This window comes from Synechococcus sp. FACHB-909 (assembly GCF_014698945.1).
Classification (GTDB): domain Bacteria; phylum Cyanobacteriota; class Cyanobacteriia; order PCC-6307; family Cyanobiaceae; genus Cyanobium.
In genome coordinates, this window is sequence record NZ_JACJTY010000002.1 from 18,712 (window position 1) to 40,273 (window position 21,562).

The window sequence follows — 21,562 nt, forward strand, 5'->3', positions numbered from 1 at the left end:
GCGAGGCTGACGTCAATGTAGGGCTCCGGTCTGGGGCGTCAGGGGGCAGGGGCGGTGGGGGCCGGCGTGGCGGCTGACGGCGCCGGGGCCGCCTGGGGCTCGTTGCCCCGCAGCCCGTCGAGGGGGGACTCGGAGAAGAAGCGCACCAGCTCGCTGATCGAGGAGGCCTTCGAGGCCAGCCCCATCAGGGCCGGGATGCTCACCTCCAGCTCCCGGGTCGGGTAGGCCCGCAGGAAGGTGATGGCCGACAGCGACCCCTTGCCTTCGTAGGTGCCCAGCACCATGGCGGCGCGCAGGGCGGGCACGCCGGCTTCCGGGGCCCGCAGGGGGAACAGGATCCGGGCCAGGCGGGCCAGGATCGCCTCACCGATGCGGGTGTTGAGCAGGCGGCTCATCAGCACGATCGGCAGCTTCACCGATTCGTTCAGCAGCTTGCTGACCTGCTTGGGGTCCTGGCGGCCCAGCCGCAGCACGTCGGCCAGCAGGCCCCTGGCCTCGCCGGTGGTGGCCAGGTGCTCCAGGTCGGCCACCGGAATCGAGCGCCGGAAGGCCCCGCTGGTGAACACCAGGTTCTCGGTGGCCATGGCCGCGGGAGTCGAGCAGCACAGCCCCAGACCCAGGACAGCGGCCACGAGCCTTCGCCGCTTGTTCACGCTTGTCTCCCTATGGGTTCGATCGACTCTACGGATCTCAGGCACCGCTGACACCGGCGGCCTGGCGCACCGCCGGCGTCACCAGCACATCGCGCAGCAGGTGCACCACGCCCCTCTCCGCCAGACCCTTGGCCACCTGCAGCCCCATGCGGCGCAGATCTGGCTCCCCCAGCACCCGCGGCAGGCGCTTGAGCAGCAGCGACGGCTCGAAGCCGGGCAGGTCGCGCAGGATGGCCAGCAGCTCCTGGATCGGCTCCAGGTCCAGCAGCGGCGGGGTCGCGGCGCTGGGGGGCAGGGCCCGCAACCCCGGCGGCAGCAGGCGGGGCGGAAGCCGGCGGCCGAGGCGCAGGGTGGTGTTCCAGGCCAGGGCATCCATCTGCTGCACCAGTGCATCGACAAGCTGCTGGCGCAGCAGGCCGCCGTTGGGGGAGAAGAGGAAATCGAGCACCTGGTCGAGCAGGCCATCGAGGTCCAGCTGGTCCTGCAGGGAGGCGCTGGCCACCAGGCTCTCCAGCCGCTGCCAGCGGAACTCCTCGCCGTCGTAGAGCATCTCCCGCAGGCTGCGGCGCAGCTCGGGATCGGGATCCTCCATCAGCCGGCGGGCGAAGTAGGGGTAGGCGGCGCCGAGGATCTTGAAGTCCGGGTCGACGCTCAGGGCGATGCCCTCCAGGGTCACCAGGGAACGGATGATCAGGGCGTAGTACGGCGGCACCTGGAAGGGGAAGCGGTACATCACCCCGGAGAGGTCGTCGGTGACCGCCTTGAAGTCCATGCGGCTCACCCCCATCTCCAGGGCCTGGCCGAACACCGTCTCGAAGGCCGGCACGATCGGCTCCAGGTCCACCGCTTCCCCCAGGAAGCCCAGCTGCACGAAGTCCTTGGAGAGGGCGCCGAAATTGCGGTTCACCAGGTGCACCACCGCCTGGATCAGCCCGGTGCGCGCCTCCCGCGACACCTCGCTCATCATGCCGAAATCCAGGTAGGCCAGGCGCCCGTCGGGCAGGGCCAGCAGGTTGCCGGGGTGGGGATCGGCGTGGAAGAAGCCGTGCTCCAGCAGCTGCTGCAGGCTGCAGTTCACCCCCACCTCCACCATCTGGTCGGGGTCCACCCCCAGGGCGCGCACGGCCTCCAGGTTGGTCAGCTTGACGCCGTCGATCCATTCCATCGTCAGCACCCGGCGGCTGGTGGCCTGGCGGTAGATGGCGGGGACGGCGATGCGGGGGTTGTGGCTGTGGAGGCGGGCGAAGGTCTCGGCGTTGGTGGCCTCGTTGATGTAGTCCATCTCCTCGAAGACCCGCTTGCCGAGTTCATCGATCAGACCGACCAGATCACTCTTGATCAGGCCCACGTTCTTGTTCAGCCAGCCGGCGATGTTGCGGACGATGTAGAGGTCGAGGGTGATCTGCTCCCGCAGGCCCGGCCGCTGCACCTTCACCGCCACCCGTTCGCCGCTCATCAGCACACCCCGGTGCACCTGGCCGAGGGAGGCGGCGGAGATCGGCTCCTTCTCCAGCGAGGCGAAGATCGTCTCCACCGGAGCGCCGAGGTCCTCCTCGATGCAGGCCATGGCCAGGGCGCTGTCGAAGCCCGGCAGCTGGTCCTGCAGCTGGGCCAGCTCCTCGAGCAGGATCGGCGGAATGATGTCGGGCCGGGTGGAGAGGGCCTGGCCCGCCTTGATGAAGGCGGGGCCGAGGGCCACCAGCAGTTCGGCGCACTCCCGCGCCCGTTCCCGTGCCCGGGCGGGGTTGGCCAGCTGGCCGGTGAACCAGTCGAAGCCCACCCCCAGCAGATAGAGGCCGATCGGTACCAGGGTCTGCCAGACCCGCCGGGCCAGGCGCATCGGGTGGCCGGCGTAGATGCGGGTGATGGCGGCCGGGTCGTAGCTGAGCAGGCCCGCCGCCTCCAGGAAGTCCCCCATCTCGACGCCCATCTCGACGGTGGCGCCCGGGCGCTCGGGGGTCGCGGCGGGGGCGGGGGGGGAGGAAACCATGGCTGGGAGGTACCGCCGCGGCGCCGGCAGGCGAAACCCCCTTCTAAACGAAAGTCACAGCCGCTACGGTCGGGCCACGTACCGATCGCTCGCCGGAGGCCTGGGTGCTCACGGGTCTGCGCCTCGAGAACATCGCCCTGATCGAGCGCCTGGAGTTGGTGTTCTCGGCCGGGTTCACGGTGCTCACCGGCGAGACCGGCGCCGGCAAGTCGATCCTGCTGGATGCCCTCGATGCCCTGCTCGGCGGTGCCCAGGGCAGCCAGGGGGCCCGACTGCTGCGCCGCGGCGCCGAGCGGGGCCGCATCGAGGCCAGCTTCAGCCTGGCTGCACCGGTGCGCGACTGGCTGGAGCGCCAGGAACTCGACGCCGAGGACGACGAACTGCTGCTCAGCCGCGACTGGCGCCTCCAGGACGACCGGCTCACCAGCCGCCACCGCCTCAACGGGGTGGTGGTGAGCCGCAGCCAGGTGCTGGAGCTGCGCCCCCTGCTGCTCGATCTCACCGTCCAGGGCCAGACCCAGCAGTTGGGCCGCCCCGGCCAGCAGCGCCGCTGGCTGGATCGCTTCGCCGGCGAGGAGCTGGCCGCGCTTCTGGAGGCCACCCGTGCCGCCTGGCAGGGCTGGAAGGGGGAGGCCGATGCCCTGGCGCGGGCCCGCGCCGACCGGGAGCGCTTCGCCCGGGATCGGGAGCGGCAGGAGGAGCTGCTGGCGGAGCTGGAGGCCGCGGCGCTGGAAGACCCCGCCGAGCGCCAGCGGCTCCAGGGCGAACAGGACCGGCTGGCCCACGCGGTGCGCCTCCAGGAGGGCGTGATGGCCCTGATCGGCCGGCTGGTGGAGGGGGCCGAGGCCGCCCCTTCGGTGCTGGATCATCTGGCGGCCTGCGACCAGGAGCTGCAGACCATGGCCGGCCTCGATGCCGGTGTGGCGCCGCTGCACGGGGCCTGCGCCGACGCCCTCGCCGGGCTGCAGGATCTGGCCCGCGACCTCGATCGCTACGGCTCCCTGCTGGAGAGCGACCCCGACAGCCTGGCCCTGCTGCAGGAGCGCATGGCCCAGCTCAAGGCCCTGGAGCGCCGCCATGGCCAGTCCCTGCCCGAACTGATTGCCCGGCGCGACGAGCTTCGCGAGCAGCTGGCCGGCGCGGATGCCGAGGCCGCCCTGGCGGGCCTGGAGGCCGCCGAAGCCGCCGCCCGCCAGCGGCGCGATCGGGCCAATGCCGTGCTCACCCAGGCCCGCACCGCCGCCGCCCGGCGCCTTGAGGAGCAGCTGATGGCGGCCCTGCGGCCCATGGGCCTGGCCAACGTGCGCTTCTCCGTGGCCCTCAGCCCCGCCGAGGCCGGCGAGGAGGGGGCCGATGCGGTGCAGTTCCTGTTCTCCGCCAACCCGGGCCAGCCGCCGGCGCCCCTGGTGGAGGTGGCCTCCGGCGGTGAGATGAGCCGCTTCCTGCTGGCCCTTAAAACCTGCCTGGCCGCGGCCGACCCCCACGTCACCCTGCTGTTCGATGAGATCGATGCGGGCGTGAGCGGCCGCGTCAGCGGTGCCATGGCCCAGCTGCTGCGGCGTCTCGCCGAGCAGCGCCAGGTCTTCTGCATCACCCACCAGCCCCTGGTGGCCGCCGCGGCCCAGCACCACTTCCGGGTCAGCAAGAGCGTTGAGGCCGGCCTCACCCACACGCGAGTGTCCCACCTGCGGGACACTCGCGAGCGCCAGGCGGAGCTGGCGGAACTGGCCGGCGGTGATTCCGGCGAGGCCCACAGCTATGCCGCCAGCCTGCTGGGCGTTGAGGGCACGAGCGAACCCGAGAAGGGGAGACGGGCGGCTTGAGCTCCACTTCTGACTCCGCGACTGAACATCCGGCCGTTCAGTTGGCTACGGCGATGGGCCGATGGCGAGCCAGCTCCTGTTCATGGCCATAGGCGGCTAATTGGGTTTCGATCTGCAGCCGCACGATGTCTCGATACTCCATGAAATGCTCGTTGTGGGCGCAGACAGCGAGGTATTGCTCCGCCACCTTGGGGTTGGCCCAGAGAATGTGGAACAGGTGGTGCCAGAAGGCCCAACGGGTGGAGCGTTTGAGACCCTGGCGCCAGCAGACGATCAGCAGTGCCCGGAGCACCGCCAGCTCGGGAAGCTTGAAGGTGCTCTTCACCCTGGGGGGGCCGAGTTTCAGGAAGTAGCGATGGACCCGATCGAGATACCTGTGGGGTTCGTAAAGCTGGCAGAACGCCTCCACATACTCCTGGGCAATGCCTTCCACCGGCCGGGTCGGCACGAAGTTCATCAGGGTGGTCTGGTTGATGTTGCCGACCTTGTCGATCAGGCGCCCTTCCTTCTCCAGCCTGTGCCAAAGGGCCGTATGGGGCAGCGCCTGCAGCATGGCGAAAGTGGTCGTGGGGATCCCCGCGGCTTCCGAGAAGGCGACGATCCGCTGGCCAGCGCCCTCCTTTTCACCATCAAAGCCGATGATGAATCCTGCGATCACCCGCAGGCCTGAGCGCGTCACCTTGTCGACGGATTCGAGCAGGGGTGAGCGCGTGTTCTGGAACTTCATCGTGGCGGCCAGGCTGTCCGTGTCCGGTGTCTCGATGCCCATGAAGACGGCCGCAAAGTTGCAGGCCAGCATCTGATCAATGAGCTCCTGGTCATCAGCCAGATCAAGGGAGGCCTCCGTATCGAAGCGGAACGGAAACCCACGGTCCCTCTGCCATTGCTCAAGGGCTGTGAGCATCATCTTGACGTTGCGCTTGTTGCCGATGAAGTTGTCATCCACCATGAACACGCCTCCACGCCAGCCGATGGCGTAGAGGCGATCGAGTTCGCTGATCAGTTGCTCCGGCGTCTTGGTGCGGGGCTTACGGCCATAGAGCACGATGATGTCGCAGAATTCGCATTGGAAGGGACAGCCGCGCGAAAACTGCACGCTCATTGAGTCGTAGGCACTGAGCTCGAGCAGGTCGTAGCGGGGGATGGGTGTGGCGGTGACATCCGGTTTCACGCCCTCGGAGCTGAAACGGCCGCCTGTTTCGCCACGGTTCCAGGCCTCGACGAACAGGGGCAGGGTGATCTCGCCTTCATCCAGAATCAGGAAGTCGGCCCCAGCGGCAACGAGTTCCTCGGGAGTTGAGCTTGGGTAGGGCCCCCCAACAGCCACCGGCTTGCCGTGGTGTCTGGCCAGATTGATCTGGCGAATGATGTCGTCTTTCTGGACGATCATCGCTGACATGATCACCAGATCAGCCCATTGCCATTCTTGCTCTGAAACGGGCCTGATATTGACATCTACCAGCTTGAAATCCCAATCCTGGGGCAGAATGGCGGCGACAGTGATCAGGCCGAGTGGTGGCAGCAGAACCTTTCGGTTCACCAATTCAAGGATCTTCTCGTAGCTCCAAAATGTTTTCGGAAATTCAGGGTAGACGAGCAGAACGTTCAAGCTTGGGTATCCATGGCTGGCGCTGAGTTTCAGCAGAATCTAACCAGATAAAATCTGTCCTAGCACGGAAAGCGCGCGTTTCCATTCCAGCCGAGGCCCTGGCATCCTTCCAGGGCCAGGAGCTGCCGACGGGAGCCACTCGATGGCGGGATCTCAGCTGCTGCCGATTGCGGAGTGTTTGGAAGATGGCCAAGATGTAGTGATTGAATTTTTTGGATCATTCCTTTGGTTCCTTCAACGGTTTTCAAAATGATTCGCTGGCTTGGAGATTGGCGGCCTCAACCTGCAGCGATCCGCCACCGCCGCCAGCAGAAGGGCCACTGCGGTGGTGATCAGTAGCGTGACGATCTGGGAAGCCTGCAGGGATGCCAGGCTCAGCAGCCGTTGCAACCGGGGAGTGGCCATCAGCAGCAGCCACAACCCCAGGCCGATGCCGGCACCGGCGGCGGTGATGCGGCTGCGGGGATCCCCGTTCAGCCACACCAGTCCGCCACCGGCCAGCAGGAGCAGCGAGAACACCAGGCTGCGGCGTGATTCGGTGTCCGTGTCGGGCCAGAAGGCCAGCACCAGGGCCGCCACCATCACCACGGCCCCCTGGGTGAGGGAGTGGCGCCAGGTGTCGGGGCCGAACAGGGGGGCCTCCGGCGGGCGGGGCGCCTGCCGCATCAGCCCCGGCGTGGCCGGCAGCGCCTCGAACACCACCGTGCAGGCCGGATCGATCACCAGGTGCAGCAGGGCGATGTGCACCGGCAGCAGGATCAGGGCCTGGCCCGGCAGCAGCAGCGGCACCAGGCCGAGGGCGGCGATCGGCAGGTGGATCGCCAGGGTGTAGCCGAGCGCCCGGTGCAGGTTGGCATCGACGCGCCGTCCCAGTTCCAGGGCCAGCACCAGATCGCTGAAAGTGTCCCTGAGCAGCACCAGGTCGGCGGATTCCCGCGCCACGGCGGTGCCCCGCTGGCCCATCGCCACGCCGATGTCGGCGGCCTTGAGGGCGGGGGCGTCGTTGACCCCATCCCCGGTCATGGCCACCACCTCACCGGCGGCCTGCAGGGCGCGCACCAGCTGGAGCTTCTGCTGGGGCATCACCCGGGCGAACACCGACACCGCGCCGATGCCGGCCGCCAGCGCCTGCGGGGTGAGGGCCTCCAGCTCGGGGCCGGTGAGCACCGGTCCCGGCGGCAGGCCCGCCTGATCGGCGATTGAGCGGGCCGTCACCGGGCTGTCGCCGGTGATCATCACGACGCGCACCCCTGCGCCCCGGGCCGTGGCGATCGCCGCCGGCACCTCCGCCCGCAGCGGGTCCGCCAGGGCCAGGAAGCCCACCGGCTCGAAGGGGTAGTCGTGGGCGGCGGCGGCCGGCTCCGTGGCGGCCGACGGCGGCGGTGGGTCGTGCTGGGGGGCGCCATCGAGGCCGCGGGCCACCGCCAGCACCCGCAGCCCCTGGCGGGCCAGCCCATCGGCGGCGGCCAGCAGGCGGGTGGTGCCGGCGGCATCGAGATGACACAGATCGGCGACCGCCTCGGGGGCCCCCTTGGCCGCCAGCTGCTGCTGCCCATCGCCGTCCCGCCAGAGGCGGGAGAACACCAGCAGATCGCTCTGCAGCGGGTACTCCCGTTCCAGCGGCCAGTCGGGGTGCAGGTGCTCGCTGCCGTCGAGCTGGTCGGTGGCGAGGCGCTGGATCGCCCGTTCCATCGCATCCACCGGATCGCCCCGGCTGGCCAGCACCGCCAGCTCCACCAGCTGGTGAAAGGGTTCCTCCAAGCGGGCGCCGGCCTGCCAGATCTCCAGGTCCGGCCAGGTGAGCAGCTGCTGCACCCCCATGCGGTTCTCGGTGAGGGTGCCGGTCTTGTCGACGGCGAGCACCGTGGCGCTGCCCAGGCTCTCCACCGCCGCCGGCCAGCGGGCCAGCACCCCGATCCGGGCCAGGCGCAGGGCGCCGAGGGCCAGGAACAGGGCCAGCACCACGGGGATCTCGTTGGGCAGCACCGCCAGGGCCAGGGCCAGGGCCGCCAGCAGGGCCCGGGGCCAGTCGCCGCTCGACGCTCCCTGGATCACGGCCAGGGCGGCGCAGAGGGCCAGGGCCATCACGGTGAGGCGGGAGGTGAGCCGGCGGGTCTGGCGCTGAAGGCGGGTCAGCGGCGGCTGCACCGTGGCCAGGCTCTTGCCGAGCCGGCCCAGTTCCGTGGCCTCTGCCACCGCCACCACCGTCGCCCAGCCCCGTCCCCCCGCCACCAGCGACCCCGCCAGCACCCGCTCCCCCGGTTCGGTGCGGGCCACCGGCAGGGATTCCCCCGTCAGCAGGGACTCATCCAGCCACAGCCCCACCGCTTCGGTGAGCGCGGCATCGGCGGCCACCCGATCCCCCTCCTCCAGGCGCAGCTGGTCCCCCAGGCGCACCTGGTCGGTCGCGAGCTCCAGCTCCTGACCATCGCGGCGCACATGGGCGCGGGGCGCCGAGAGGCGCGCCAGTTCCGCCAGGGCGTGGCTGCTGCGTTGTTGCTGGACGGCATCGAGCAGGCCGATGCCGAGCACGAAGGCCAGCAGGATCGCCCCATCGACCCACTCCCCCATCAGGCCGTAGAGGAGGCCGCAGGCCAGCAGCAGCAACGTGGTGGGCTCGAGCCAGTTCATCGGGATCCGTCAGCGACACCACTCCCCAACCTGGGCAGGGCGCCGCGGCCGAGGCGGCGATGACACCAACCTCAACGCTGGTCCGGCTCAGTGGTGGAACCCCGAAGCGGTCGCCTCACTGAGGGCGGAGTGGCCGGGGTGGCTGGCGAAGAAGTCGAGCGACTGGCGGATGTTCTCCAGCAGCAGATCGGCCAGATCCCGGCTGACGCCGTGGCGCACCAGGATCCGCTGCACGGTGATCCCCTCGCAGTGGGCCGGCAGGCTGTAGGCCGGCACCTGCCAGCCGCGTACTCGCAGGCGGTCGGCGAGGGCGTAGAGGTTGAAGTTCACCTCACTTCCTTCCCGGATCTTCCAGCAGAGGGCGGGGATGCCCGCCTGATCCTCGCCGCCGTAGATGATCTCGAACGGGCCCATCTTGCCGATCTCCCTCGCCAGGTACTGGGCGGTGGCGTAACAGGCGGCATGCACCTTGCGGTAGCCCTCCCGGCCCAGGCGCAGGAAGTTGTAGTACTGGCAGACCACCTGGCCCCCCGGCCTGGAGAAGTTGAGGGTGAGGTCGCGCATGTTGCCGCCCAGGTAGTTCACCCAGAACACCATCTCCTCGGGCAGGTCAGTGGTCTGCCGCCACAGCACCCAGCCCACGCCCAGGGGTGCCAGGCCGAACTTGTGGCCGGAGGCATTGATCGAGCGCACCCGCGGCAGGCGGAAGTCCCAGACCAGTTCGGGGGCGCAGAAGGGGGCCAGGAAGCCGCCGCTGGCGGCATCCACGTGGATGGGGATGTCGAGGCCGGTGCGGGCCTGCAGGTCATCGAGGGCGGCCGCCAGCTCCTGCACCGGTTCGTACTGGCCGGTGAAGGTGACCCCCAGGGTGGGCACCACGCCGATGGTGTTCTCGTCGCAGTAACGCAGGGCCGCCTCGGGGCTGAGGATCAGCTGGCCGGGCTCCATCGGGATCTCGCGGTGCTCGATGTCCCAGTAGCGGCAGAACTTGTGCCAGCAGATCTGCACCGGCCCGGTCACCAGGTTGGGCCTGTCGCTGGGTTGTCCCTGCCGCTTGCGCTCGGCTTCCCAGCGGCGCTTCATCGCCAGGCCGCCGAGCATGGCGGCCTCGCTGGAGCCGGTGGTGGAGCAGCCGATGGCGTCGTCGACCGCGGGGGCGTGCCAGAGATCGGCCACCATGCGGGCGCAGCGGGCTTCGATCTCGGCGGTCTGGGGATATTCGTCCTTGTCCTCGATGTTCTTGTCGATGCACAGATCCATCAGGGCATGGACTTCGTCCTCCACCCAGGTCTGGCAGAAGGTGGCCAGGTTCTGGCGGGAATTGCCATCCAGCATCAGCTCGTCGCGGATCGCGGCGAACACGGCGCGGGGGTTGTGTTCCTTGCTGGGAAAATGGCTCTTCGGCAGGGTGACCGAGAGATCGGAGGAGGAGTAGATGTCGTCCTCCAGGGAGTATCGGGCCGCCGCTCTGTCGTGGAGGGTCATCAATCGCACCGGCGCTCACCTGGCCGGTTCAGGCTAGGAGCGCGCTGGGCCCGTGCCGCCGACTTCACCCTTCAAGGGGAAGCGGCGGTGTCCCCGCCCCCGGGAGCCCCCCGAACCCCCACCGCAGCCCACCGCCCCAGGAGATCCCGTTGCCATTGCTCCAGAAGGAACCGCCCACGTCCAAGGCACTGGCGACGCGGTTCTGACCCAGAAGCGTCAGTGATCCGGGTTCAGCACCCAATCGACTTCAGAGCTCAAGGCCAGGTTGAGGCCATGGCCAGACCATCGCGCCTGGGCGGTGCGATCCATCGTCCCGAACTGAAGGGGCGATTGGATCGGTATCGATGGACACGTTGCTGAACTGGTCAGTGGACAGTCCACTGGTTCCGTAGCCGAAGACGCCGCCCATCTTCCAGTCGTTGGAGAGCCGAGACTCCAACCCCTCGGACGCCTGGGTGTTGGAGGCATCCAGCAACAGGGCCCAGCGGCGGCTGACGCCCCCGGAGCGGAAGGATGCTCAGCAGGCCACGAACAATCCATGGGGAAAACCCCCTGCATCTTGTCGAGCAGGACATCCGTAACCACCGCGTGAAACTCAATCCAGAAGACAATGCATTTTCATGGGCACATGTGGATGCCGATGTGAGAGAAAGGCAAGTCTCTTGATTGGCGAGCGGGACGCCCTGTGCTGGTCGCTGTAGAACAGAGACACACGCACCAGCGCCTTGGCCGGTCTGCAACCGCGGCAGTTGCTGGACGCACCGGGCCTGCGCACGGTTCTGCACACCAGGGCGTTCGGCCAGTGGGACAGCCTGGTGGCCAGCACCCTCGGCCATCACCGCAGCCGGTTGTTGCCGGGCTCGCCGCCGTTCGAGGCCCAGATCCGCTGCGGCGCCGTGGAGGAGTTCCAGGTGCTGCTGCTCAGCGGTCGCGGCCGGCTGGAACTGCAGCGGGAGCAATGCGGCCACGGGGTGCTCTGGATACCGCTCCGGGGGCTGACCCAGGAGTGGATCAACGGTGTCGAGCGGGTGGCGGAACCCGGCATGGCCCTGCTGTTCCGCCCGGGCGATGCCATGCGGGGGCGCACCAGCGATGCCATCACCGGTCTCTCGATCCTGATTCCCGAGCCCTTTCTCCGGGGTGCGGCGCCGCCGTCTCCGCTGCTCGACCAGGGGCACGCCAGCCGGCAGCTGATCGCGGCCGGGCTGCAGCTGGCCCGGGCCGCCGCCTGGGAGCCGGGGGGCTCGCAACATGCCGCCGCGGCCCTGGAGGAGGCCCTGCACCAGTGGTGCCACCCCCCCGACAGCGACCAGGGCCCTGAACGCATCACCGCCCGGCGTCGGCGCCAGGCCGTGGCCGATGCCCGCGACTGGATCCAGGAGCACCTGACCCACCGCTTCCGCATTGAGGAGCTGAGCCGGGCCATGGGCCTCTCCGTCCGCAACCTGCAGTACGGCTTCCAGGAGGAACTGGGGCGCTCGCCGATGGCGGAGGCCAAGCGGCTGCGCCTCTGCCGCCTGCGACAGCTCCTGCTGGAGGCCGACCAGGACCACCGCAGCATCGCCGAGCTGATGCAGGCTGCCGGACTCCTGGCCTGCGGCGGCACCGCTGCCGACTACCGCCGCCGCTGGGGGGAATCCCCGCGCGGCACCCGTCGGCGCCGGACAATGGAGACCTGACGCCGGAACCCGGCATGGGTTCGCCCCCCGCCACCAGCAGCACCAGCACCACCAGCACCATGGAGGCGGCCTTCGCCCGCTTCGATGCCCTCCCTCCGGTGGAGGTCGCGTTCATGCTCGGAGCCTGGACGGGGGAGAGCGTCCCCACCGGCCACCCGCTCGACGGCGCCCTGGAGGCCTTCCACTGGCATGGCAAGCGCTTCGACAGCGCCGAGGAGGTCCATCCGCTGGTGTTCCACACGCTCGGCGGCGGCCTCACCTGCCTGGAGCCGAGGGCCATGGGGCCGGGGCTGCGCCTGAGCGGGCGTGTGCCGATCCCCACCGCGCCGCTGGCCGGCCGTCTGTTCCAGCTGCTGCTGCCCCTGTTCAGCACCCGCCGCTCCGGGGCCCGGCTGCGGATGACCCGCTACCGCGGCGTGGAGAGCGCCACGATGCAGTACGACCACCTGCCCATCAACGATGTCTTCCGCAAGGTGGACGACGACACCGTGCTGGGGGTGATGGACCTCAAGGGCATGGAGACCCCCTTCTTCTTCCTGCTGCGCCGCGAAGGACCGGGTCCGTCACATTCCGTTACGATTTCAGCGAAGGAGGACGTCTCCGGCTGACGGCTCTCCCCCAAACGCTTTTCGCTTCCCGATCGCCATGCGCTGGACCGCCGCCGACATCCCTGACCAGTCCGGCCGGATTGCCCTGGTCACCGGTGCCAACAGTGGTCTGGGTCTGGAAACGGCCCGGGCCCTGGCGGCCCGCGGCGCCACCGTGCTGCTGGCCTGCCGTTCCCTGGCCAAGGCGGAACAGGCCCGCGAGGAGCTGCTCACCGCCGCGGCCTCCACCGGCGCCCTCGACGTGCTGCCCCTGGATCTGGCCGACCTGGCCAGCGTGGCCGCCGCCGCCGGGACCGTCGCCGAGCGCTACGGCCGCCTCGATCTGCTGATCAACAACGCCGGCGTCATGGCGCCGCCACGCCGCCTCACCCGCCAGGGTTTCGAGCTCCAGTTCGGCACCAACCATCTGGGCCACTTCGCCCTCAGCCTCGCCCTGCTGCCCCTGCTGCGTGACCGGCCCGGTGCCCGGGTGGTCACCGTCACCTCCGGGGCCCAGTACTTCGGCCGCATCGCCTTCGACGACCTCCAGGGCGAGCACCGCTACGACCGCTGGCGGGCCTACGGCCAGAGCAAGCTGGCGAATGTGATGTTCGCCCTTGAGCTGCAGCGGCGCCTCGCCGACCAGGGCAGCCCCGTTCTCTCCCTGGCCGCCCACCCCGGCATCGCCCGCACCAATCTCCAGCCCGCCTCGATCGCCGCCACCGGCTCCCGCCTCGAGCCCCTCGCCTACCGGCTGATGGATCCCCTGTTCCAGAGCGCCGCCATGGGGGCCCTGCCCCAGCTGTTCGCCGCCACCGCGCCCGAGGCCAAGCCCGGTGGCCACTACGGCCCCGACCAGTTCGGCGGCATGCGGGGCTGGCCCACCGAGGTGCGCATCGCCCCGGCCGCCCTCGATGCCGACCAGTGCCGGCGCCTCTGGGACGCGAGCCTGGAGCTCTGCGCCGCCGCCGCACCACTGCCGGCCTTGGCCTGAGCCTGTCCCAGGGCCATCCCCCGTAGACTCATCGGCTGCCGACCGCCCCCCATGCCCCGTGCCCGCGTCGGATCCTCCAGCAAGAGCGCGGCTCCCGGCAACGGCACCTCCGGCAAGCTGCCGGAGGATGCCGTCCCCTCTCCCGACCAGGCCCTGCGCACCCTCACCGGCGGCAGCCTCGAGGATGTGATCCGGGTCCGTGGGGCCCGCCAGCACAACCTGCGCAACGTCGATCTCACCATCCCGCGCAACCGCATGGTGGTGTTCACCGGGGTGAGCGGCAGCGGCAAGAGCTCCCTCGCCTTCGACACGATCTTCGCCGAGGGCCAGCGGCGCTACGTGGAGAGCCTCTCCGCCTACGCCCGCCAGTTCCTCGGCCAGGTGGACAAGCCGGACGTGGATGCGATCGAGGGGCTCTCGCCCGCCATCTCGATCGACCAGAAGTCCACCAGCCACAACCCCCGCTCCACCGTCGGGACGGTGACGGAGATCCAGGACTATCTGCGCCTCCTCTACGGCCGCGCCGGCGAACCCCACTGCCCCCAGTGCGACCGCTCGATCAAGCCCCAGTCCATCGACGAGATGGTGGACCAGATCCTCACCCTGCCCGAGGGCACCCGCTACCAGCTGCTGGCCCCCGTGGTGCGGGGCAAGAAGGGCACCCACGTGAAGCTGCTGGCCGGCCTGGTGGCGGAGGGCTTCGCCCGGGTGCGGATCAACGGCGAGGTGCGCGAGCTGGCCGACAACATCGAGCTCGACAAGAACCACGCCCACCACATCGAGGTGGTGGTCGACCGGCTGGTGGCCCGCGAGGGCATCAACGAGCGCCTCACCGATTCCCTGCGCACCGCCCTCAAGCGCGGCGAGGGCCTGGCCCTGGTGGAGGTGGTGCCCAAGGCCGACGAACCCCTGCCCGAGGGCGTGGAGCGGGAGCGGCTCTACTCCGAGAACTTCGCCTGCCCCGTGCACGGCGCCGTGATGGAGGAGCTCTCGCCGCGCCTGTTCTCCTTCAACAGCCCCTACGGCGCCTGCCCCGACTGCCACGGCATCGGCCATCTGCGCAGGTTCACCGTGGAGCGGGTGGTGCCCGACCCCTCCCTGCCGGTGTACGCCGCCATCGCCCCCTGGAGCGACAAGGAGAACAGCTACTACTTCTCCCTGCTGTTCAGCGTCGGTGAGGCCTTCGGCTTCGAGCTCAAGACCCCCTGGGACCAGCTCACCGACGCCCAGCGCACGGTGCTGCTGCAGGGCAGCCAGGAGCCGATCGCCATCAAGGCCGACAGCCGCTACCGCAAGAGCGAGGGCTATGTGCGGCCCTTCGAGGGGATCCTGCCGATCCTGGAGCGCCAGCTGCGCGATGCCAGCGGCGAATCCATGCGCCAGAAGCTCGAGAAGTACCTGGAGCTGGTGCCCTGCGAGAGCTGCCACGGCCTGCGGCTGCGGCCCGAAGCCCTGGCGGTGCGGGTGGGGCCGTACGCCATCCACGAGCTCACCTCCGTGAGCGTGGCCGTCACCCTGGAGCGCATCGAGGCCCTGATGGGCGTGGGGGCCAGCGAAGGGGCCGAGCCCCTGCTCAGCAGCCGCCAGATCCAGATCGGCGACCTGGTGCTGCGGGAGATCCGCATGCGCCTTCGCTTCCTGCTCGATGTCGGCCTCGACTACCTGAGCCTGGACCGGCCCGCCATGACCCTCTCGGGCGGGGAGGCCCAGCGGATCCGCCTGGCCACCCAGATCGGCGCCGGCCTCACCGGCGTGCTGTACGTGCTCGACGAGCCCAGCATCGGCCTGCACCAGCGCGACAACGACCGCCTGCTGGCCACCCTCACCAAGCTGCGCGACCTGGGCAACACCCTGATCGTGGTGGAGCACGACGAGGACACGATCCGCGCCGCCGATTACCTCGTCGACATCGGCCCCGGTGCCGGCGTCCACGGCGGCCACATCGTCGCCGAGGGCTCCCTCGACGACCTGCTCAACGCCGAGGCCTCCCTCACCGGCGCCTACCTGAGCGGTCGCCGCTCCATCCCCACCCCCGCCGAGCGTCGCGATGCCGGCAGCCGCCGGCTCACCCTGGCCAACTGCACCCGCAACAACCTCCAGGGCATCGACGTGGAGATCCCCCTCGGCCGGCTGGTGTGCGTCACCGGGGTGAGCGGCAGCGGCAAGAGCACCCTGGTGAACGAGCTGCTGCACCCGGCCCTGGAGAACCGCCTCGGCATGAAGGTGCCTTTCCCCTCCGGCCTTGAGGAGCTGCGGGGCATCAAGGCGATCGACAAGGTGATCGTCATCGACCAGTCGCCGATCGGCCGCACCCCCCGCTCCAACCCCGCCACCTACACCGGCGCCTTCGATCCGATCCGCCAGGTGTTCGCCGCCACGGTGGAGGCCAAGGCCCGCGGCTACCAGGTGGGCCAGTTCAGCTTCAACGTCAAGGGCGGCCGCTGCGAGGCCTGCAGCGGCCAGGGGGTGAACGTGATCGAGATGAACTTCCTCCCCGATGTCTATGTCCAGTGCGACGTCTGCAAGGGGGCCCGCTACAACCGCGAGACCCTGCAGGTGACGTTCCGGGGCCACACCATCGCCGATGTGCTGGAGATGACGGTGGAGCAGGCCGCCGAGGTGTTCGCCGCCATTCCCCAGGCCGGCGAGCGTCTCAGCACCCTGGTGGACGTCGGCCTCGGCTACATCAAGCTGGGCCAGCCCGCCCCCACCCTCTCCGGCGGTGAGGCCCAGCGGGTGAAGCTGGCCACCGAGCTCTCCCGCCGCGCCACCGGCAAGACCCTCTACCTGATCGACGAGCCCACCACGGGCCTCAGCTTCTACGACGTCCACAAGCTGATGGACGTGATGCAGCGTCTGGTGGACAAGGGCAATTCGATCCTGGTGATCGAGCACAACCTCGATGTGATCCGCTGTGCCGACTGGCTGGTCGACCTCGGACCGGAAGGCGGTGACAAGGGGGGCCAGATCGTGGCCGTCGGCACCCCCGAGACCGTGGCCCAGAACGCCGCCAGCCACACCGGCCGCTACCTGCGGCACGTGCTGGAGCAGCATCCCCCCATCCCCCTCGCGGCCTGACCCTTGGCTGAACTCACCCCCACCCAGGCGGCCCTGCTGCGCATCGTCTGCACCGTCGCCTGGGCCGACGGCGAATGCTCCACCGCCGAGCGGGAGCTGTTGGCCGAGCAGGTGGCCACCCAGTTGCAGGGCGACAGCCCCAATGGCCTCGGCGACGCGCAGCTGGAGGCCTTTCTGGCCGAGCGGCTGCCGGTGGCGGGCCTGGACGATCTGGTGACCCAGCTGCCCGGCTCCGACGACCGCCAGCTGGCCCTGAAGCTCAGCTACATGATGGTGCGGGTGGGTCGGCGCTCACCGGCGGAGTCCAGCATCAACGCCCAGGAGCGGGTGGCCTATCGCCATCTCGTGGAGCTGCTGGGCCTCGCCGATGCCCGCATCCAGGAGATCGAGTGGGCGGCGGAGGCCGACCTGCCGAAGAAGGAGGGGCTCGCCCAGCTGCTGGCCGAGCTCACCGCCGGCTGGCGCACCCCGGACGACGGCCGGGGCCCGGCCGCCTGAGGCCTCAGGGCAGCGGCTCTTCGCCGCTGCCGCTGGGGTAGGCCTGGTTGCTGTCCGGCATCCAGTAGCTGAGGTCGTTGTGCCAGTAGAGGCGGCCGGGCACCCGCTGGGTGCTCAGCTTCGTCTTGCCGAGGGCGGACATCAGCTGGGTCATCTCGATCGGCGACAGGTCGGTGACCATGTCGTTGCCGGCGATCTCCAGCAGGGCCGGCAGCTTGGCGATCGTGGCCGGCTGGGCCAGCTTGCTGAACACCTCGGCCATCACCTGGCGCTGGCGTTCCATCCGGCCCAGGTCGCCTCGCTCGTCGTGACGGAAGCGCAGGAAACCCTCCAGGTCCTTGCCCTTCAGCAGCTGTTTACCGGGGTAGAGGTCGATGTAGAGGCCCTGGGCGTTGTCGACGTAGTACATGCGCTTGGGCACATCCACCTCGACGCCCCCGAGGGCTTCGGCCAGCTTGTTGACCGCGTCGAGGTTCACCTTCAGGTAGCGCTCCACCGGGGTGGCGAGCAGGGTGCCCACTTCCGCCTTGGCGGTCTGGATGCCGCCGAGGGCGAACAGGGAGTTGGCCTTCACCACCCCCAGCTGGGGCGATTCGATGAAGGTGTCCCGCGGCACCTGGGTGATGTGGGTGATGTCGCCATCGAGCCGCACCGTGAACATCACGTCGGTGTTCTCGCCCACGGCATCGCGGCCGAGCACGAGGATCGGGCGGTTCTCAATCGTGAGCGGATTCAGCACCGCGCCGATGCCCCGCGAGCTGGGGATCAGACCCGCCAGGAACGGGGCGATCCGTGCCGGCAGGGGGCCCGCCATCAAGGCTCCGACGGCGACGCCGACGCCGAAGGTGAGCAGGGGCCGGCGGCGGGACCGGTGCGGCGCCGGAGGCCGCTGCTTCGGATCGGGCCGGGTGCTGGTCTTCTCAGGCAGCGCCACCGCCCCGAGTTCCCTCTTCTGCCGGGTCTTCCGGGAGCGAGGCAGCCTCGAGGGGGAATGGGCCTGAGTCATTGTGCTACCCGCAGGGGCGCACCATAGGGCTCAAAGCGGCGAAAAACCAGTGGTGGTGGCGGTTTATCGGCTGGTCTGCACCTGCACGCAGGCCGCGGCCGCATCGGCGCGCCCGCGGGCGTCCGCCTCATCGTCGCCGCGGGCCAGGGCCACCCCCAGGCGCCGCCAGGGCCGGACCTCGGGTTTGCCGAAGATCAGCACCTGGGTGTCCGGCACCGCCAGGGCCTGTTCCAGCCCCAGGTAGCTGGGGCTTCCGGCTCCCGGAGGCACGTCCGGACCGGCCAGGATCACCCGGGAGGCCGCTGCGCCGAGGCTGCGGATCTCCGGGATCGGCAGCCCCAGCACCGCCCGCAGGTGCAGCTCGAATTCGCTCAGGTTCTGGCCCACCAGCGTCACCAGGCCGGTGTCGTGGGGCCGGGGCGAGAGCTCGGAGAACACCACCTCCTCGGCGCCGGGCTCGCCGCAGAGGAAGAACTCCACCCCGAACAGGCCGGCGCCGCCCAGGTCGTCGGTGACGGCCTGGGCCATCGCCTGGGCCGCTGCCAGCTGCTCCTCCCCCAGCCGGGCCGGTTGCCAGCTGCACTGGTAGTCGCCCCGTTCCTGGATGTGGCCGATCGGCGGGCAGAACAGGGTGGGCCCCTGCCACTGGCGCACCGTCAGCAGGGTGATCTCGAGGCTGAAGCGCAGGAACTCCTCGACGATCACCCGCGCCCCCTCCCCCCGGGCACCGGCCATCGCCGCCTCCCAGGCGGCTTCGATCGCCTCGGGCCCGTGCACCACGCTCTGCCCCTTGCCCGAGGAACTCATCACCGGCTTCACCACCACGGGCCAGGCCAGGGGCGCCGCCGCCGCCGCCAGTTCGGCGGCGCTTTCGGCATAGGCGAAGCGGGCGGTGCGCAGCCCCAGCCCGGCGGCAGCCAGGTCACGGATGCGGTCGCGGTTCATGGTCACCGCCGTGGCCCGGGCGGTGGGGATCACGGTGAGACCTTCCGCCTCCAGCTCGGCCAGGGCATCCACCGCCAGGGCCTCGATCTCCGGAATCACCACATCGGGCCGGTGGCGCCGCACCACCGCCTTGAGGGCGTCGGGGTCGGCCATGGCCACCACCTCGCTCACCTGCGCCACCGCCATGGCGGGGGCACCGGCGTAGCGGTCGACGGCGATGACGCGGCAGCCGAGCCGCTGGGCGGCGATGGCCACCTCCTTGCCCAGCTCGCCGCTGCCCAGCAGCATCACCGTCCGCGGGAAGGGGGAAGGGCCTGGTGCCATGGCTGGGGTGGGGTGCGGATCAGGCGATCCTGACGCGGCGCGCGCCCCTTCCCCTAACGTGCCGCGATGCCTGCGGCTCTCCCCGTGATCTCCCAGGGCTTCGGCCCCCTGGCCTCCCGAATCCTCGCCTTCAGCACCGCCGGTGACGCGGCCAACGGGCTGCTGCCCTTCGGATGGAGCGTCTCGGACTTCCAGACCTGGACGCTGGTCTACCTGGGCGTGTCGTCCCTGGCCTTCGTGGTGGTGTGGCTGGTGGGCTACCTGCGCCGCTGAGCGGCCGGGCCCCCCACGCATCTGGCCCCCTCAGGCGCCGGGCTCCTCCAGCAGGGTGAGCTGGCTCTCGGCCGATTCCTCGCTCACGAAGCCGTAGGCCCCGAACACCGCCGGATCGGGGTGGGTGATGCGCTGCCCCTCCGGGTGGCGCTCCACCTTGAAGCCCTCATCGGCCATGCGGCGCATCAGGGCCGCCGCCTCCTCGAACCGTGACGCCATCGCCTCCAGGCTGGCGCAGTCGGCGGTGAGGCCCGTTTCCTTCCAGGTGAAAAACGCCATGGCCGGGGGTGCGACGGATCGGTAGGCAGGGTCGCCGCGATCGACGACAGGGGGCGGCTGCTCAGGGCAGCAGCACCAGTCCCACCAGCACCAGTATCAGGCTGGCGCCCCAGAGACCGAGCACCACGCTCTGCTCCGGCAGTCCACCGAGTTCGAAGTGGTGGTGCAGCGGCGCCATGCGGAACAGGCGCCGCCCCTGGCCGTCGGGGCCCTTGGTGGCCTTGAACACCCCCACCTGCAGGATCACCGAGAGGGATTCGGCCAGGAACACCCCGCCCATCAGCAGCAGGGGCCAGAGGCTGTCGGTCAGCAGGGCCACCGAGGAGAGGGCGGCCCCCATGGCCAGGGAGCCCGTGTCCCCCATGAACACCCGGGCCGGATGGCGGTTCTGGCTGAGGAAGCCGAGCCAGCAGCCCGCCATGGCGGTGCAGAAGGCGGCCAGCACCGGATCGCCCCCGTGCCCCCGCAGCATCAACTGCAGCCCCATGCCCGTGAACACGATGGCGCCGCAGCCGGCGGCCAGGCCGTCGAGCCCGTCGGTGAGGTTGGTGGCGTTGCTCTCGGCCAGGAACACAAACAGGGCCAGCGGCCAGATCAGCAGCCCGAGGGTCAGCACCCGGCCGAAGGGCAGCCCCAGATCCCCTGGCACCCCGCCCCCCAGCCAGCCGCCCTGGTGGGCCCAGACCAGGAAGCCGACGGCGGCCAGGGCCTGGAGCAGCAGCTTGCCCCGGGGGCTCAGGCCCGTGTTGGTGCGCCGGGTGAGGCTGCGCCAGTCGTCGACGGCGCCGATCGCCATGTAGGCCAGGGTGACCGCTGCCACCGCCAGCGGGCGGGGATCCTCCGGGCTGATCAGCCCCCCCACCAGCACCCCCACGGGCACCACCAGCAGGCCGCCCATGGTGGGGGTGCCCGCCTTGCTGTGGTGGGCCTGGGGCCCTTCGTCCCGGATCACCTGGCCGAGCTTCAGGGCCCGCAGGCGCGGCACCCCCAGGGCCGCCACCCCGGCGCTGACCAGGGCCGCCACCACCAGCGGCAGGGTCAGCATGGAATTGGCCACCAGGGCATCACTGGCCAGGCAGGCGGCCAGCAGGATCAGGGCGAGCAGGGCCGCAGGGAAGCGGCCGTCGCGGGAGGCCATCGGAAATGCTGCAGGGTGGAGCCGGAGCGGACCGTCAGTCCTCCCAGTCTTCCTCCGAGGGCTCGTCGGCCGGGTTGTAATCCTCCTTCTCGCCCATCAGCGCCGACAGCTCCTCCTCCTCCACCGTGCTCACATCGGTGCTGGCGGTCTCCTCGTCGGCGACCAGGCGGCCGCTGGCCTCCAGCAGGCTCAGCAGATCGGGCTCATCCCGCAGCGGCAGCACCGGCGCCGGCTCGTTGCGCCGGTAGCGGGTCAGGGAGGGGTTGATGGTGTCGAGAATGCTCATGCCGTCAGGCTGGGTCGTCAAGGACCGACTCACCACTCTATCGCGCCGCCCCCATGACCCCAGCCAAGTTCCTGGAGGTGGGCCGTCTCTGGTCGGCGGCCCTCCTGCTCAGCACCCTGCTGGCCGCCGCCGGCCTGCGCTGGCCCCAGCCCCTGCCTGTCCAGCCGGCGGTGGTGGCCGCCCTGGTGCTGGGGCCGCCGCTGCTGCTGGCCCTGGTGGTGCTGCTGCGCTGGCGGCTGCCGCCGGCGGACCAGGGGGGAGAATGACCCCCAGGCGCCAGAATC

The 21,562-nt window shown here is 70.1% G+C and carries 18 protein-coding genes; 8 read left to right on the plus strand and 10 right to left on the minus strand.

Features of this window, described 5'->3' with window-relative positions:
- Positions 1-38: 38 nt before the first annotated feature.
- Positions 39-653, minus strand: a complete 615-nt coding sequence (locus H6G99_RS03495) for an alpha/beta hydrolase (protein ID WP_190609916.1) — start codon at positions 651-653, stop codon at positions 39-41.
- Positions 654-690: 37 nt separating this feature from the next.
- Entirely contained in the window at positions 691-2,583 is a 1,893-nt protein-coding gene (locus tag H6G99_RS03500; RefSeq protein WP_094586349.1) for an ABC1 kinase family protein, read from the minus strand.
- Positions 2,584-2,747: 164 nt separating this feature from the next.
- Here H6G99_RS03500 and recN point away from each other — a divergent pair, with 164 nt between their 5' ends.
- The gene (gene recN, locus H6G99_RS03505; protein WP_190609918.1) at positions 2,748-4,466 is read left to right on the plus strand and encodes a DNA repair protein RecN; all 1,719 of its coding nucleotides are present in this window, start codon (positions 2,748-2,750) and stop codon (positions 4,464-4,466) included.
- Positions 4,467-4,503: 37 nt separating this feature from the next.
- Here the strand turns inward: recN and H6G99_RS03510 are convergent, their stop codons facing one another.
- The 3 genes from H6G99_RS03510 to gad all read right to left on the minus strand — a co-directional run bounded on the left by H6G99_RS03510 (position 4,504) and on the right by gad (position 10,191).
- A complete protein-coding gene (locus tag H6G99_RS03510; RefSeq protein WP_190609919.1) occupies positions 4,504-6,075 on the minus strand; it encodes a B12-binding domain-containing radical SAM protein in 1,572 nt (523 codons plus the stop codon).
- 234 nt (positions 6,076-6,309) lie between these two features.
- Positions 6,310-8,706 carry a cation-translocating P-type ATPase gene (locus H6G99_RS03515; protein WP_190609921.1) on the minus strand — a complete coding sequence of 799 codons (2,397 nt, stop codon included), beginning with the start codon at positions 8,704-8,706 and terminating at the stop codon, positions 6,310-6,312.
- Between the two features lie 87 nt (positions 8,707-8,793).
- The gene (gene gad, locus H6G99_RS03520) at positions 8,794-10,191 is read right to left on the minus strand and encodes a glutamate decarboxylase (protein ID WP_190609922.1); all 1,398 of its coding nucleotides are present in this window, start codon (positions 10,189-10,191) and stop codon (positions 8,794-8,796) included.
- Between the two features lie 725 nt (positions 10,192-10,916).
- Between gad and H6G99_RS03525 the strand changes: the two genes are divergently transcribed.
- Genes H6G99_RS03525 through H6G99_RS03545 form a run of 5 tightly spaced genes read left to right on the plus strand, consistent with a single transcriptional unit; the run spans position 10,917 to position 17,027 of the window.
- Complete coding sequence (locus tag H6G99_RS03525; RefSeq protein WP_190609923.1) at positions 10,917-11,870, plus strand: helix-turn-helix domain-containing protein; 954 nt, start codon at positions 10,917-10,919, stop codon at positions 11,868-11,870.
- 14 nt (positions 11,871-11,884) lie between these two features.
- Entirely contained in the window at positions 11,885-12,478 is a 594-nt protein-coding gene (locus H6G99_RS03530) for a DUF4334 domain-containing protein (protein ID WP_190609924.1), read from the plus strand.
- Between the two features lie 37 nt (positions 12,479-12,515).
- Positions 12,516-13,451: an oxidoreductase gene (locus tag H6G99_RS03535; protein ID WP_190609926.1), complete on the plus strand. Its 936-nt coding sequence runs from the start codon at positions 12,516-12,518 to the stop codon at positions 13,449-13,451.
- 51 nt (positions 13,452-13,502) lie between these two features.
- The gene (gene uvrA, locus H6G99_RS03540) at positions 13,503-16,529 is read left to right on the plus strand and encodes an excinuclease ABC subunit UvrA (RefSeq protein ID WP_286190978.1); all 3,027 of its coding nucleotides are present in this window, start codon (positions 13,503-13,505) and stop codon (positions 16,527-16,529) included.
- A gap of 3 nt (positions 16,530-16,532) precedes the next feature.
- A complete protein-coding gene (locus H6G99_RS03545; RefSeq protein WP_190609928.1) occupies positions 16,533-17,027 on the plus strand; it encodes a tellurite resistance TerB family protein in 495 nt (164 codons plus the stop codon).
- A gap of 4 nt (positions 17,028-17,031) precedes the next feature.
- On the opposite strand, the gene H6G99_RS03550 is transcribed toward H6G99_RS03545, so the two are convergent.
- Positions 17,032-17,961 carry an LCP family protein gene (locus H6G99_RS03550; protein WP_353617158.1) on the minus strand — a complete coding sequence of 310 codons (930 nt, stop codon included), beginning with the start codon at positions 17,959-17,961 and terminating at the stop codon, positions 17,032-17,034.
- Positions 17,962-18,096: 135 nt separating this feature from the next.
- A complete protein-coding gene (purT, locus tag H6G99_RS03555) occupies positions 18,097-19,302 on the minus strand; it encodes a formate-dependent phosphoribosylglycinamide formyltransferase (RefSeq protein ID WP_190609931.1) in 1,206 nt (401 codons plus the stop codon).
- Positions 19,303-19,386: 84 nt separating this feature from the next.
- Between purT and H6G99_RS03560 the strand changes: the two genes are divergently transcribed.
- Positions 19,387-19,575, plus strand: coding sequence for a 5'-phosphoribosylglycinamide transformylase (locus H6G99_RS03560; RefSeq protein ID WP_353617160.1), 189 nt, complete (start codon positions 19,387-19,389; stop codon positions 19,573-19,575).
- 30 nt (positions 19,576-19,605) lie between these two features.
- On the opposite strand, the gene H6G99_RS03565 is transcribed toward H6G99_RS03560, so the two are convergent.
- The 3 genes from H6G99_RS03565 to H6G99_RS03575 all read right to left on the minus strand — a co-directional run bounded on the left by H6G99_RS03565 (position 19,606) and on the right by H6G99_RS03575 (position 21,278).
- Positions 19,606-19,854, minus strand: a complete 249-nt coding sequence (locus tag H6G99_RS03565) for a hypothetical protein (protein WP_094586250.1) — start codon at positions 19,852-19,854, stop codon at positions 19,606-19,608.
- A gap of 61 nt (positions 19,855-19,915) precedes the next feature.
- The gene (gene mraY / locus H6G99_RS03570) at positions 19,916-20,992 is read right to left on the minus strand and encodes a phospho-N-acetylmuramoyl-pentapeptide-transferase (protein WP_094586249.1); all 1,077 of its coding nucleotides are present in this window, start codon (positions 20,990-20,992) and stop codon (positions 19,916-19,918) included.
- A gap of 34 nt (positions 20,993-21,026) precedes the next feature.
- Positions 21,027-21,278, minus strand: a complete 252-nt coding sequence (locus H6G99_RS03575) for a DUF3134 family protein (RefSeq protein WP_015109952.1) — start codon at positions 21,276-21,278, stop codon at positions 21,027-21,029.
- Positions 21,279-21,331: 53 nt separating this feature from the next.
- Between H6G99_RS03575 and H6G99_RS03580 the strand changes: the two genes are divergently transcribed.
- Positions 21,332-21,544 carry a hypothetical protein gene (locus tag H6G99_RS03580; RefSeq protein WP_094586248.1) on the plus strand — a complete coding sequence of 71 codons (213 nt, stop codon included), beginning with the start codon at positions 21,332-21,334 and terminating at the stop codon, positions 21,542-21,544.
- Positions 21,545-21,562 lie beyond the last annotated feature (18 nt).

What these genes read in the sequence shown, in the direction of transcription:
- H6G99_RS03580 (WP_094586248.1), top strand. Translation starts at nt 21,332, where the DNA reads ATGACCCCAGCCAAGTTCCTGGAGGTGGGCCGTCTCTGGTCGGCGGCC.
- H6G99_RS03565 (WP_094586250.1), bottom strand. Translation starts at nt 19,854, where the DNA reads ATGGCGTTTTTCACCTGGAAGGAAACGGGCCTCACCGCCGACTGCGCC.
- gad (WP_190609922.1), bottom strand. Translation starts at nt 10,191, where the DNA reads ATGACCCTCCACGACAGAGCGGCGGCCCGATACTCCCTGGAGGACGAC.
- H6G99_RS03500 (WP_094586349.1), bottom strand. Translation starts at nt 2,583, where the DNA reads ATGGGCGTCGAGATGGGGGACTTCCTGGAGGCGGCGGGCCTGCTCAGC.
- H6G99_RS03535 (WP_190609926.1), top strand. Translation starts at nt 12,516, where the DNA reads ATGCGCTGGACCGCCGCCGACATCCCTGACCAGTCCGGCCGGATTGCC.
- H6G99_RS03530 (WP_190609924.1), top strand. Translation starts at nt 11,885, where the DNA reads ATGGGTTCGCCCCCCGCCACCAGCAGCACCAGCACCACCAGCACCATG.
- purT (WP_190609931.1), bottom strand. Translation starts at nt 19,302, where the DNA reads ATGGCACCAGGCCCTTCCCCCTTCCCGCGGACGGTGATGCTGCTGGGC.
- H6G99_RS03515 (WP_190609921.1), bottom strand. Translation starts at nt 8,706, where the DNA reads ATGAACTGGCTCGAGCCCACCACGTTGCTGCTGCTGGCCTGCGGCCTC.
- uvrA (WP_286190978.1), top strand. Translation starts at nt 13,503, where the DNA reads ATGCCCCGTGCCCGCGTCGGATCCTCCAGCAAGAGCGCGGCTCCCGGC.
- H6G99_RS03575 (WP_015109952.1), bottom strand. Translation starts at nt 21,278, where the DNA reads ATGAGCATTCTCGACACCATCAACCCCTCCCTGACCCGCTACCGGCGC.
- mraY (WP_094586249.1), bottom strand. Translation starts at nt 20,992, where the DNA reads ATGGCCTCCCGCGACGGCCGCTTCCCTGCGGCCCTGCTCGCCCTGATC.